The following is a 13373-nucleotide window of genomic DNA, read 5'->3' on the forward strand; positions in this document are numbered from 1 at the left end:
CGTGCAAAGACCACTCCGGAATGATTGACCAGCTCGTATCCTTTCTCATCCCGGATGCGGGTGATCACATGGGACGGGGGTCGGGTGCAGGCGTCATCGCAAGCGCGAGCGGCGGACCATCGGCCGTATTTCTTTCTGAGTTACGCACACACACCGCGCTACGGATCCGGTGGCCCCGACCCCGACATGTGGGTCGAACGGCTCTTCCGCGATCTGTGCGGTCATGTGATGGCCATGACCGATCTCCCCGCCGGCGCCCCCGCCGGATTCATGGACCGGGAGATACGCTCGGGCGAGGGCTGGTCGGAACGGCTGGGTGACGTCCTGGCCTCCTGCCGGGTCTTCGTCCCCCTGTTCTCACCGCGCTATTTCGCCAGTGAGATGTGCGGCAAGGAGTGGTACGCCTTCGCCACCCGGGCCATCTACCACCACGCCAAACACAACAGGCCCGCCGACGCCATCGTCCCCGCCCTCTGGGTCCCCGTGCCGCCCGAACAGCTCCCCGGGCCCGCCGAACGGCTCCAGTTCAACCACCGTGACTTCGGCGACCGTTACGTCACCGACGGCCTCTACGGACTGATCAAACTCCGGATATTCGCCGAGGAGTACGAACGGGCCGTCTACGAACTGGCCAAACGCATCGTCCATGTCGCCGACACCGCGAGCATCAGCCCCGGCAGGCCCGTCGACTACCGCACCGTCCCCAGCGCCTTCGGCCCCCCGGGCCGGGGCCCCCGGCCCCTCCAGGTCACCGTCGCCGCCGCCACCCGCCACGACCTCCCCGACGGCCGCGACCCCGACTACTACGGCGACATGCCGCAGGACTGGAACCCCTACCACCCCGACGCCGCCCGGCCCCTCGCCCATGTCACCGAGGACCTGGTCCGCTCCCTCAACTACCAGGCCACCGTCGCCTCCTTCGACCACGACACCGGACCCGCCGACAGCAAACAGCCCCCCGGCAGCCCCGAGATCCTGCTCCTCGACCGCTGGGCCCTCAAGGACGCCGAGCGCCGCGAACGCCTCGCCGCCTACGACGCCGAGCACCGCCCCTGGGTCAGCGTCGTCGTCCCGCGCAACCTGATGGACCGGGAGACCCGCGCCGCGGACGCCGAACTCCACCGGGCGCTGGAGGAGACCATGCCCATCAAGATGGGCCAGGGCCGCGCCGCGAGCCGCGCCGCCGCCCGCGGCATCCCCACCATGGAGGCGTTCGGCAAGATCCTGCCCCAGGTGGTCGAGGCCGCCGCCCAGCAGTACCTGCGGCACGCCGCCGTCTACCCGCCCGCCGGCGGCCGGCACACCGAACGGCCCCGGCTGCGCGGCCCCATGGCCAGCGAACTGGGCACCACGCACTACACACCCGAGACGCACGAGATCGCGCCGGATGCGGAGGACCTGGATGACAGCCAGTCGTGACGGACGCATCGTCACCTTCTACTCGTACAAGGGCGGTACGGGACGGACGATGGCCCTGGCGAACACGGCCTGGATCCTCGCCGCGAACGGCAGACGGGTCCTCGCCGTCGACTGGGACCTGGAGGCCCCCGGCCTGCACCGCTTCTTCCACCCCTTCCTCGACCCCTCCACCCTCGGCGCCACCACCGGCGTCATCGACCTGATCACCGAGTACGCCTGGGCCGCCACCAGCCCCGTCCAGCGGCCCGACGACTGGCACCGCGACTACGCCCGCATCCAGCCGCACGCCGTCTCCCTCACCCCCGAGACCCTCGGCTGGGAGTTCCCCGACGGCGGCACCCTCGACTTCGTCTCCGCCGGCAAGCAGAACCGCGAATACTCCGCCACCGTCTCCACCTTCGACTGGGACAACTTCTACGACCGGCTCGGCGGCGGCCACTTCTTCGACGCGCTCCGCGACGACATGAAGGCCCACTACGACTACGTCCTCATCGACAGCCGCACCGGCCTCAGCGACATCGCCGACATCTGCACCGTCCACCTGCCCGACGCGCTGGTCGACTGCTTCACCCTCAGCGACCAGTCCATGGACGGCGCCTCCGCCGTCGCCCGCCAGATCGACGAGCGGTACGGCGGCCGGGGCATCCGCATCTTCCCCGTACCCATGCGCATCGACGAGGGCGAGAAGGAGAAGGCCGACGCCGGCCGGGCCCTGGCCCGGCTCAAGTTCGACGGCTTCCCCAGCGGCATGACCGGTGAGGAACTCAGCGCCTACTGGGGCGCCGTGGAGATCCCCTACCGCCCCTACTACGCCTACGAGGAGACCCTCGCCACCTTCGGCGACGACGCGGGCATCGCCAACTCGCTGCTCTCCGCCTTCGAACGGCTCACCGCCGTCGTCACCGACGGCGACGTCACCGCCATGCCGGCCGTCAACGAGGAGGTACGGCTGCGGATCAGGGACGCCTTCACCCGCCGCCGCCCCGCCCTGCCCGCCGACCTCTTCCTGTCGTACGTCGCCGAGAACCGCATGTGGGCCGACTGGATCGAGTCCGTCCTCACCCGGGCCGGCTTCCGCGTCGTGCCCCGCGACGTCTCCGCCGACCCGGCCACCACCGGCGGCGACGCGGTCCGGGCCGCCGAGAACGCCGCCCGCACCGTCGTCCTCCTCTCCAGCGCCTACCTCAAGTCGGCCCGCGCCGTCGAGGTGTGGGAACGGGCCGCCGCCGAGGACCCGGCCGGAGGGCGGCGTCACCTGCTGCCGCTGCGCGTCGGCGACGTCCGGCTCACCACCCCGTACATCGACCGCAACCCCGTCGACCTCTTCCGCCTCGACGAGGTGCACGCCACCGCCGCGCTGCTGCGCGCCCTCGACCGCCCGGTCAAGCGCAACGAGGGCGTCCCGCCCGGCCCCCGCTTCCCCGGCACCGTGCCCAAGATCTGGAACGCCCCGCCCCGCAACCCCGGCTTCACCGGCCGGTCCGTCGTCCTGGAGCGGATGCGCGACCAGCTCGGCGGCGGCATGGCCGTCGTCCTGCCCCAGCCGCAGACCCTCTACGGGCTCGGCGGCGTCGGCAAGACCCAGGTCGCCCTGGAGTACGTCCACCGCTTCATGGCCGACTACGACCTCGTGTGGTGGATGTCCGCCGAGCAGACCGACGACGTCATCGCCGGGCTCGCCGAACTCGCCGTCCGCCTCGGCGCCCAGGGCGGCGACGACATGGCCGCCGCCTCCCAGGAGGCCGTCGACCTGCTCCGCCGCGGCGTACCGACCAACCGCTGGCTCCTCGTCTTCGACAATGCCGACGACCCGGACGCCCTGAAGCGGTTCTTCCCCACCGGCGGGCACATCCTCGTCACCTCCCGCAACCAGACCTGGTCCCAGTACGGCGACGCGCTGCCCGTCGACGTCTTCCTCCGCGAGGAGTCCGTCGAGCATCTCCAGCGCCGCGCCCGGGGCCTCGGCGACGAGGACGCCGACCGGGTCGCCGAGGCCGTCGGCGACCTCCCGCTCGCCGTCGAACAGGCCGCCGCCTGGATCGCGGAGACCGCCACCCCCGTCGCCGCCTACCTGGAGCAGCTCCAGGAGGCCGCCGCCCGCACCCTCGCCCTCAACCAGCCCGCCGGCTACCCCGAGCCGGTCGCCGCGACCTGGAACGTCTCCATCGAGCGGCTCAAGGAGCGCTCACCCGCCGCCGTGCGGCTGCTCCAGCTCTGCGCCTTCTTCGCCCCCGAGCCCATCCACGCCAACCTCCTCTACAGCAAGGAGATGATCGAGGCGCTCAAGCCCTACGACGCCTCGCTCCAGGAGAAGCTGGTCCTCGGCCGGGTCATCCGGGAGATCGGCCGCTTCGCCCTGGCCAAGGTCGACCAGGTGTCCAACTCCATCCAGGTCCACCGGCTCGTCCAGGCCGTCATCCGCGCCCAGCTCACCGAGGAGGAGCAGCGCGAGGCCCGGCACGCCGTCCACCGCATCCTCGCCGGGGCCCGGCCTGACGACGACGAGCCGATCGACAACCCCGAGACCTGGCCCCGGTTCGCCACCATCTGGCCCCACCTCGGCACCTCCGAGGCCCGCCACTGCAAGGAGCCCGAGACCCGCAGGCTGCTCATCGACCGCGTCCGCTACCTCTGGAAGCGCGGCGACTGGCAGACCGCCGGCGCGCTCGCCGAGGACCTGCGCGACGCCTGGCGCGAGACCCTCGGCAACGATGACCTCCAGTACCTCTACCTCCGCTTCCACCTCTCCAACATCCTGCGCTCCCAGGGCCGGTACGTGGAGGCCCGCGACCTCGACGAGGTCACCCTGGAACGCCAGCGGGCCGTCCTCGGCCGCTCCCACCCGCACACCTACATGACCACCTCCAGCCTCGCCATGGACCTCGGCGCGCTCGGCCAGTACGGCAGGGCCATGGAGCTGGCCACCGAGGCGCACGAGGGATTCGGCCAGATCTTCCACGACTCCCACCCCCGCACCCTCGCCGCCGCCAACAACCTCGCGCTCAACCTGCGCATGGTCGGCCAGTACGCGCGGGCCCGCGAGATCGACCAGGAGGTCTTCGACCGGCGCACCGAGGTGCTGGGCCCCGAGCACCCCTACACCCTCTCCTCGGCCACCTCGCTCGCCCGCGACCTGCGGGAGGTCGGCCGGTACGAGGACTCTGTCACCCTGCTCACCCGGACCTACGCCACCTACAAGGAGACGATGGGCCGGGCCTTCCCCGGCACCCTCGCCGCCGGCAAGAGCCTCGCCGTCTCCCTGCGCCGCGCCGGCCGGCTGGAGGACGCCCGGCGGCTCACCACCGCCACCCGCAACCGCTACCGCGCCAAGTACACCTACGCCCACCCCGACTCCCTCGCCTGCGACCTCAACCTCGCGGCCGACCTGTTCGCGGCCGGGGAGCCGGTGGCCGCCCGCGACCTCGCCCAGGAGGTCGTCGACCAGTACCGGGAGGTCCCCGGCGAACGGCACCCCTACACCCTGGCCGCCCTCAACAACCTGGGCGTCTACCAGTGGGGCTGCGGATCGCCCGAGAGCGCCGAAGAGACCCTCCGGGACGCCCTGCGGACGATGCGGGAGGTCCTCGGCGAACGGCACCCGCACGCCCTGTTCTGCACGGTGAACCTCGCCAACACCCGGGCCGACCTCGGTGAGCTGGACGAGACCCTGGGCATCGAGCAGCGCACCGTGCGCGCGCTGCGCGAGGTCCTGGGCGCCCACCACCCGGAAGTCCTGGGCGTCGCATCCAACCTGGCGGTCACCCTCGGCGCGCTCGGCCGCAAGGACGAGGCGGCCCAGCTGCGCGCCGAGACCGGCGACGAGCTCTCCCGCCAGCTCGGCGACGACCACGCCCTGACCCGGATGGCCCGCGACGAACGCCGGGTGCACCGGGACTTGGAGCCGCTGGCTGTCTGAGACGTCCGGCGCTCACTCGCCCCCGGGTTCCTCCAGCAGCCAGGTGAGGACCCGGGGGAGGGCGTGCAGGGCGTCGAAGTGGGCGGCCGACGGCTCCAGGACCGCCGTGGCGTACGGGATGCGGCGGGCGAGCCAGCGGGAGTGGCCGACCGGCGAGAAGACGTCCTGCTCGCCGTGCCAGAGCAGGACCTCGCCCGGGATGTCCGCCGGGTCGAAGCCCCAGGGGCCGCAGAAGGCCAGGGCGTCGTCGATCCAGCCGTACGCCGAGGTCCGCAGCGCCTCCTGGTAGTTGCGCAGCAGCATGGACCGTACACCCGCGTCGGCGACGACCATGCGGTCCGAGGCGGTCAGTTCGCGGCGCAGGTCGTCCAGGAGCCGGACCGGGTCCCGGCGGATCGCGTCGGCGCGGGGGGTGAGGCGGGCGGCGACCCCGTCGGGGTTCTGGGTGGCGTGGGTGTACTCGGTGACGTTCGAGGCGGCCATGCCCTCGAACCAGTCGAGCCCGTCCGCGTCCCGCGGCGCCAGGGTCACCAGCGCGGCGGTGCGGGTCACCCGGTGCGGCAGCAGAGCCGCGCACGCCAGGGCGTGCGGCGCGCCGCCGGAGCGGCCCACCACGGCGAAGCGCTCCAGGCCCAGGGCGTCCGCGATGTCCGCCACGTCCGCGGCCACGTCGGCGACGCTGCGCCCCGCCAGCCGGTCGGAGCCGCCGTAGCCGGGGCGGTCGTACGCGATCAGCTGCATACCGCGCTGGTAGAGCACCATGCCGCGCGGGGCCGGCCCCAGTCTGCTGCCGGGCGTGCCGTGCAGCAGGAAGACCGGACGGCCCTTCGGGTCCCCCAGGCGCTCCACCATCAGATGCCGGCCGTCCCTCGCGCGCACCCGACGTCGCAAGCCCCCCGCCTCCTTCACCGTGTCCGTCGATGACTACCCATCAGGGTGCCTGTACAGGGGCCCTTTGTCGCCGGTGCGTGGACCGGAGGGGACACCGGGAGTAGTGGGAGCGACGGGGGCACGGCGTGAAGGTCGTGTGCGTGTCCCCGAATCGGTCTTGTGTGCTACCGGTCGGTATCGCGATGGTGGCCTGACCATCCTCCGTGACCGCGTACCCCACGTGCCGGGCACGGCCCCCCACAGGAGAGGTCGACGTTTTGAAGCACCGACGCATACCCAAGAGGCGCGCGGCGATCGCCGGCGGAGCCGTTGTCGCCCTGCTCGGAGCCGGTGTCACCCTGCAGACCGCGAACGCCAGCGAGGAGCCCGGCGGCTCCACCGCGAAGACCCTGTCGGCGCCCGCGGCGCAGTCCCTCGCCACGACGCTCGACAAGACGCTGGGCGGCGACGCGGCCGGGGCGTACTACGACGCCTCGGCGAAGAACCTGGTCGTCAACGTGGTCGACGAGGCCGCGGCCGAGGCCGTCCGCGAGGCGGGCGGCAAGGCGAGAATCGTCCAGAACACCCTGGCCGAACTGACCGGCGCCCGGCAGACGCTGAAGACGAAGGCGACCATCCCGGGCACCTCCTGGGCGGTCGACCCGGTGAGCAACAAGGTGGTCGTCACGGCCGACCGCACGGTCAAGGGCGCGAACTGGGAGAAGCTCAACCAGGTCGTGAAGGGCCTCGGCGCCAAGGCGGAACTGAAGCGCACCGCGGGAGAGTTCAAGCCGTTCATCGCGGGCGGTGACGCCATCCACTCCGGCGGCGGGCGCTGCTCGCTGGGCTTCAACGTGGTGAAGGACGGCCAGCCGCACTTCATCACCGCCGGTCACTGCGGCGAGGCCAACAGCGAGTGGTCGGACTCCCAGGGCGGCGCGGCCATCGGCACCATGGTCGACTCGCAGTTCCCGGGCAACGACTTCGCGCTGGTGAAGTACAACGGCGACACCGCGCACCCGAGCGAGGTGAACCTCTACAACGGCAGCAGCCAGGCCATCACCAAGGCGGCCGACGCGACCGTCGGGATGAAGGTCACCCGCAGCGGCTCGACCACCCAGGTCCACGAGGGCGAGGTCACCGGCCTCAACGCCACCGTGAACTACGGCAGCGGGCAGGTCGTCGAGGGCCTCATCCAGACGAACGTCTGCGCCGAGCCCGGCGACAGCGGCGGCTCGCTCTTCTCGGGCGACGCGGCGGTCGGCCTGACCTCGGGCGGCAGCGGCGACTGCTCCTCGGGCGGTGAGACCTTCTTCCAGCCGGTCACGGAGGCGCTGAGCACCCTCGGCGCGCAGATCGGCTGACGTGCAGCGGTAACAGCGGTAAGCAGCAGTAACAGCAGTAACAGCAGTAACGGGTGAGGGCCCCGGCCGCCGCGACTCCGGCGGGCCGGGGCCCTTCTCCGTACACGGCCCTTCTCCGTGCGCGGGCCCTGCTCCGTGCCCGGGGGCCTCCGTCAGGTCCGGGGGTCCTTCGTCAGGGACGCGGTGCCGCCCGGGCCCGGCTCCGGCCCCGGTTCGGGTTCGGGCTCGGGGCACGCGTCCTTGCGCCGTACCGCCGACATCACCACGGTGACCGCGGTGCCCACGACCGCCCACACGGCGAGGACCTGCATCGCGCCGGAGAGCGCCTCGCCCCGGAAGTACGCGATCGAACGGGCCGCCCAGGTGCCCGCGCCCGGCGGCAGGGCCGGGCCGATCGTCCGCCAGAAGTCGGGGAGCATCGGCGCGGGGAACGCGCCGCCCGCGCTCGGGTTGCCCGCGATCACGATGAGCAGCACCGCGAGGCCGATGCCGACGATCCCGGTGAGCGCCTGGAGCGCGAGGGTGATCGCGCCGACCGCGAAGACCACCAGGGTGCCCAGCCCCCACAGCGCGGCCACACAGCCGGGCAGCGCGCCCAGCACGGGGCCGACGATCACCGCGCCACCGAGGCCGCCGAGGACCGCCGAGAGCGCCAGGACCGCGAGCCGGATGACGGCGCGCTGCGGGTTGGCGGGCCGGGAGCCCGCGCTGATCGCCAGCACCGAGGCGAGCAGGTAGCCGCCCACGCACCACCCCACCACCAGGTAGAACGAGGACAGCCCGTTGAAGTCCTGGGGGGAGGCCGGCGCCACGTCCACGGTGCGCACCGTGCGGCGCTGGGCCGCCTCGGCCTGGGTGACGATCGGGGTCAGGGCCCGCGCCAGGGCGGTGCCGCCGCCCGACGCGACCAGCAGGGTGTCCTCGGTGCCCCGGGGGTCGACGATCAGGGCGCCGTCGATCCGCCGCTCCATGATCTGCCGCCGCGCCTCCTCCCGGTCGCCGAGCACCCGGGGGTCGAGCGGGTCGCCGGGCAGGCCGGCCAGCCGGTCCGCCGCCTGGGACGCCGCCGCGCCGGGGGCCATCACACCGAAGGGGACGTCCCTCGGCCGCGGGTCGTGCAGCGCCCCCACGTACGAGGCGATGAACAGGAGCTGGAGCGCGAGCACGCCGGCGACCAGCAGCGCGGCCCGGGGGGTGACGGCGTTCTTGGCTTCGGCGGCGAGCTTCATGCCCCCACGCTCCGGGCCGCCCCGGGTTCGCGCAGGCGGGGCGGGCCGAATGGCGGACGGACGCCGGGGCCGGCCACCGGGTCGTACGGATGTTCGAAACTGGTCTATGGTGGAAGAGGGGGAGGTGAGACGGATCGATCCAGGAGGTGCGGGTGCCGGACTTCACGCATCTGCACACCGTTTCGGGGTTCTCCCTGCGCTATGGGGCCTCGCACCCGGAGCGGCTGGCGGCGCGCGCCGCCGAGCGCGGCATGGACGCCGTCGCCCTGACCGACCGCGACACCGTCGCCGGCGCGGTCCGCTTCGCCGCGGCCTGCGCCAAGGAGGGCGTCCGGCCGCTCTTCGGCGTGGACCTCGCCACCGGCGGGCCGGTACGGGAGGAGACCTCGCGCACCGAGCGCCGCCGCACCCCCGTGCGGGGCGGCGCCTTCGTGGACGAGTCCGCGCCCCGCGCGGTCTACCTGGCCCGCTCCCGCGAGGGCTGGGCCACCCTGTGCCGGCTGATCACCGCCGCGCACACCGCGGAGGGCTCCCCGCTGCTGCCGTGGGCCGAGAACCACGGCGACGGGGTGACCGTGCTCCTCGGGCCCGGCTCCGAGGTCGGCCGCGCCCTCGCCGCCGGCCGGCCCGACCGCGCCGCCCGGCTCCTCGCCCCCTGGCGGGAGGCGTACGGCGACGCCCTGCGCCTGGAGGTCGTCCACCACGGCCGCTCCGGCACCGGGCCCGGCTCGCTGCGGCAGGCCGCCCGCACCCTGGGCCTCGCCGCCGAGCAGGGCGTGCGCGCCGTGCTCAGCAACGCCGTGCGGTACGCCGACCCCGGCCAGGGACCGGTCGCCGACGTCCTCGACGCGGCTCGCCGGCTGGTGCCCATCGACCCCCGCAAGGGCCTCGACAGCGGTGAGCGGTGGCTCAAGGACCCCGCCGCGATGGCGGCCGGCGCCGAGCGGGTCGCCGAGGCGGCCGGCCTCCGCCGCGACACCGCCCACCGGCTCCTCGCCATGACCGAGGAGACCGCCGCCGGGTGCCTGGTCGACCCCGAGGACGACCTGGGCATCGGCACCGTCCACTTCCCCGAGGCGCACCTGGTCGGCGCCGGGCGGCGCACCGCCGAGCGGGTGCTGCGCTCACGCTGCGCCGCCGGGATGGTGCTGCGCGGCCACGACCGGAAGCGGGCCTACTGGGAGCGGCTGGAGGACGAGCTGCGGACCGTCGAGCGGCTCGGCTTCGCCTCGTACTTCCTCACCGTCGCCCAGGTCGTGGACGACACCCGCGCCCTGGGCATCCGGGTCGCCGCCCGCGGCTCGGGCGCCGGGTCGCTGATCAACCACCTCCTCGGCATCGCCCACGCCGACCCGGTCGAACAGGACCTGCTGATGGAGCGGTTCCTGTCGGTGCGGCGGCCGGTGCTGCCCGACATCGACATCGACGTGGAGTCCGCCCGCCGCCTGGAGGTCTACCGGGCCGTCCTCGGCCGCTTCGGGCCCGAGCGGGTGGCCGCGGTCGCCATGCCCGAGACCTACCGGGTCCGCCACGCCGTACGGGACGTGGGCGCCGCGCTGTCCATGGACCCGGCCGAGATCGACCGGATCGCCAAGGCGTTCCCGCACATCCGCGCCCGGGACGCCCGCGCCGCGCTCGACGAGCTGCCCGAGCTGCGGGAGCTGGCGGGGGAGCGGGAGCGGTACGGCAGGCTGTGGGAGCTGGTGGAGGCGCTGGACGCGCTGCCGCGCGGCGTCGCCATGCACCCGTGCGGGGTGCTGCTCTCGGACTCCTCGCTGCCCCGGCGCACCCCCGTGGTGCCGACCAGCGGCGAGAGCTTCCCGATGTCCCAGTTCGACAAGGACGACGTGGAGGAGCTGGGGCTGCTCAAGCTCGACGTCCTGGGCGTGCGGATGCAGTCGGCGATGGCGCACGCGGTCGCCGAGATCGAGCGGGCGAGCGGTGAGGTCGTCGACCTGGACGACCCGGAGCAGGTGCGGCCGGGCGACCCCGACACCTACCGGCTGATCACGTCCGCCGAGACGCTCGGCTGCTTCCAGATCGAGTCGCCCGGCCAGCGCGACCTGGTCGGCCGGCTCCAGCCGTCGACCTTCCACGACCTGGTCGTGGACATCTCGCTCTTCCGGCCCGGCCCGGTCGCGGCCGACATGGTGCGGCCGTTCATCGAGGCGCGGCACGGCCGGGCGCCGGTGCGCTATCCGCACCCCGACCTGGAGGACGCGCTGCGCGAGACGTACGGCGTGGTCGTCTTCCACGAGCAGATCATCAAGATCGTCGACATCATGACCGGCTGCGGCAAGGAGGAGGCCGACGCGGTGCGGCGGGGCCTGTCCGACCCCGAGTCGCAGGGCCGCATCAAGGTCTGGTTCGCCCAGCATGCGCGGGCCCGGGGGTACACGGAGGAGGTCGTCGCGCGCACCTGGGAGATCGTGGCGGCCTTCGGGTCGTACGGCTTCTGCAAGGCGCACGCGGTCGCCTTCGCCGTACCGACGTACCAGTCGGCGTGGCTGAAGGCCCATCACCCGGCCGCCTTCTACGCCGGGTTGCTCACCCACGACCCCGGGATGTACCCCAAGCGGCTGTTGCTGGCGGACGCCCGGCGGCGGGGGGTGCCGGTGCTGCCGGTGGACGTCAACCGCTCGGCGGTCGCCCACCGGATCGAACTGGTGTCCGGTTCGCTGGGTGCGTGGGGGCTGCGGCTGGCGCTCAGCGACGTCCACGGCATGAGCGAGGCGGAGGCGGCGCGGATCGAGGCCGGGCAGCCGTACGCCTCCCTGCTGGACTTCTGGGAGCGGGCCCGCCCCAGCCGCCCCGTCGCCGAACGGCTCGCCCAGGTCGGCGCGCTCGACGCGTTCGGCGGCAACCGGCGCGACCTGCTGCTGCACCTCGCCGAACTCCACCGGATGCAGCGGGGATCCGGCTCGTACGGGGACCAGCTCCCGCTCGGCGGCGGCCGGAGATCCGCGCCCGTCGGCCTGCCCGACCTCGACGACGCCGAACGGCTCAGCGCCGAGCTGGGCGTGCTGTCCATGGACGCCTCCCGCCACCTGATGACCGACCACCACGCCTTCCTCGCCGAGCTGGGCGTGGTCTCCGCCCAGCGGCTGCGGGCCGCCCGCAACGGCCAGACCGTGCTCGTCGCCGGGGCCAAGGCGGCCACCCAGACGCCGCCCGTGCGGTCCGGCAGGCGGGTCATCTTCACCACCCTCGACGACGGCACCGGCCTGGTCGACCTGGCCTTCTTCGACGACAGCCACGAGGCGTGCGCCCACACCGTCTTCCACTCCTGGCTGCTGCTGGTGCGCGGCGTGGTGCAGCGGCGCGGCCCGCGCAGCTTCAGCGTGGTCGCCTCCGCCGCGTGGAACCTCGCGGAGCTGGTCGACCTGCGCCGCGAGGGCGGCCTGGACGCGGTGGCGGCCCGCCTGGCCCAGCCGCCGCCGGCCGCCCCGCAGCCGCCCTCCGGCGGCGGCCGGACGATCACGATGCCCACCGGCTACGAGATGAACCCCTGGTCCGACCTGCGTCCGGCGGGCGAGGGGACGGCGGGTCCGCCGAAGAAGCTGTGGCACCAGAGCCGGGGGAGTGCGGGATGATCCTCCACATACGCTTCCGGACCGCACCCGGCCAGGAGGTGCTCCTCCCGCAACTGACCGGGCTGCTGGAGCAGTTCACCCCCGTCGTCGAGGCGCTCCCGCCCGACGCCGCGCTCGCCGACGTGCGCGGCGCCGTACGGTACTTCGGGCGCGGCCCCGCCGGGCTGGCCGCCCTGATCCGGGTCCGGGCGCTCGCCCTGTACGGGGTGGACTGCGCCATCGGCGCCGGCCCCAACCCGATGCTCGCCCGCATGGCGTCCCGGGCCGCCGCGCCCGGCACCACCCTGGTCGTGGACGACCCGGAGGCGTTCCTGCGCGACCGGCCGGTCGCCGCGCTGCACGGGGTCGGCCCGGCCACCGCCCGGACGCTGTGCGCCTACGGGCTCGACTCCGTCGGCCGGGTCGCCGCCGCGCCGCTCGCCGTGCTCCAGCGGATCACCGGCGCGCGGGCGGGCCGCGAGCTGTGGGAGCGGGCGCACGGCATCGACCGGACGGCGGTCGTCCCGGGCGCCGCGTCCCGGTCGGTCGCCGCCGAGCGGGGCTTCGACCGCGACGAGCTGGACCGCGACCGGCACCGGCGCGCCCTGCTGTCCCTCGCCGGCGAGCTGGGCGCCCGGATGCGGGACGAGGAGCAGGTGTGCCGCTCGCTCACGCTGACCGTGCGGTACGCCGACCGCTCGGCGACCACCCGGACCCGCACCCTGCCCGAACCGACCGCCCATACGGCCGCCCTGACCGCCGCCGCGTACGCGATGCACGAGGCGCTCGGGCTCCAGCGCGCCCGGGTGCGGGCGGTCGGGCTGCGCGCCGAGGGCCTGACGCCCGCCGGGAAGGCCACCCACCAGCTCTCCCTGGACCCGGCCGACGACCGGGCGCGGCGGCTGGAGGCGGCGGCGGACCGGGCGCGCGCGAGGTTCGGCCCGGGAGCGGTGGTACCGGGGTCGCTGGCGGCGTAATCCCTGGCGGCGCGGCACTTTTTACC

Annotated in this window: 7 protein-coding genes; 5 read left to right on the plus strand and 2 right to left on the minus strand. The window is 73.9% G+C overall.

All coding sequences use genetic code 11. The annotated features are described in order from the left end of the window. The first annotated feature begins 54 nt into the window (after positions 1-54). Both ACF08D_RS25960 and fxsT read left to right on the plus strand, forming a co-directional pair. Positions 55-1419, plus strand: a complete 1365-nt coding sequence (locus ACF08D_RS25960) for a TIR-like protein FxsC (protein ID WP_392225730.1) — start codon at positions 55-57, stop codon at positions 1417-1419. Next, positions 1403-5335, plus strand: a complete 3933-nt coding sequence (fxsT, locus tag ACF08D_RS25965) for an FxSxx-COOH system tetratricopeptide repeat protein (RefSeq protein WP_392225732.1) — start codon at positions 1403-1405, stop codon at positions 5333-5335. The genes ACF08D_RS25960 and fxsT overlap by 17 nt, the downstream gene beginning before the upstream one ends. 12 nt (positions 5336-5347) lie before the next feature. Here fxsT and ACF08D_RS25970 read toward each other — a convergent pair whose 3' ends face one another. Further along, positions 5348-6226, minus strand: a complete 879-nt coding sequence (locus tag ACF08D_RS25970; RefSeq protein WP_392225734.1) for an alpha/beta fold hydrolase — start codon at positions 6224-6226, stop codon at positions 5348-5350. Positions 6227-6483: 257 nt separating this feature from the next. Here ACF08D_RS25970 and ACF08D_RS25975 point away from each other — a divergent pair, with 257 nt between their 5' ends. Beyond that, a complete protein-coding gene (locus ACF08D_RS25975; RefSeq protein WP_392225736.1) occupies positions 6484-7569 on the plus strand; it encodes a S1 family peptidase in 1086 nt (361 codons plus the stop codon). Positions 7570-7721: 152 nt separating this feature from the next. Here ACF08D_RS25975 and ACF08D_RS25980 read toward each other — a convergent pair whose 3' ends face one another. Next, positions 7722-8798, minus strand: coding sequence for a DUF3533 domain-containing protein (locus ACF08D_RS25980; RefSeq protein WP_392225737.1), 1077 nt, complete (start codon positions 8796-8798; stop codon positions 7722-7724). 152 nt (positions 8799-8950) lie between these two features. Here ACF08D_RS25980 and ACF08D_RS25985 point away from each other — a divergent pair, with 152 nt between their 5' ends. Both ACF08D_RS25985 and ACF08D_RS25990 read left to right on the plus strand, forming a co-directional pair. Next, positions 8951-12391, plus strand: a complete 3441-nt coding sequence (locus ACF08D_RS25985; protein WP_392225738.1) for a DNA polymerase III subunit alpha — start codon at positions 8951-8953, stop codon at positions 12389-12391. Beyond that, positions 12388-13347, plus strand: coding sequence for a hypothetical protein (locus tag ACF08D_RS25990; RefSeq protein ID WP_392225740.1), 960 nt, complete (start codon positions 12388-12390; stop codon positions 13345-13347). Before ACF08D_RS25985 ends, ACF08D_RS25990 begins: the two co-directional genes overlap by 4 nt. Positions 13348-13373 lie beyond the last annotated feature (26 nt).

The sequence above is a fragment of the Streptomyces sp. NPDC015131 genome, assembly GCF_043079975.1.
Lineage (GTDB): Bacteria > Actinomycetota > Actinomycetes > Streptomycetales > Streptomycetaceae > Streptomyces.

Bases quoted from the DNA above. Each gene is read 5' to 3' on its own strand.
- ACF08D_RS25990 (WP_392225740.1), top strand. From the start codon at position 12,388: ATGATCCTCCACATACGCTTCCGGACCGCACCCGGCCAGGAGGTGCTC.
- ACF08D_RS25960 (WP_392225730.1), top strand. From the start codon at position 55: ATGCGGGTGATCACATGGGACGGGGGTCGGGTGCAGGCGTCATCGCAA.
- fxsT (WP_392225732.1), top strand. From the start codon at position 1,403: ATGACAGCCAGTCGTGACGGACGCATCGTCACCTTCTACTCGTACAAG.
- ACF08D_RS25980 (WP_392225737.1), bottom strand. From the start codon at position 8,798: ATGAAGCTCGCCGCCGAAGCCAAGAACGCCGTCACCCCCCGGGCCGCG.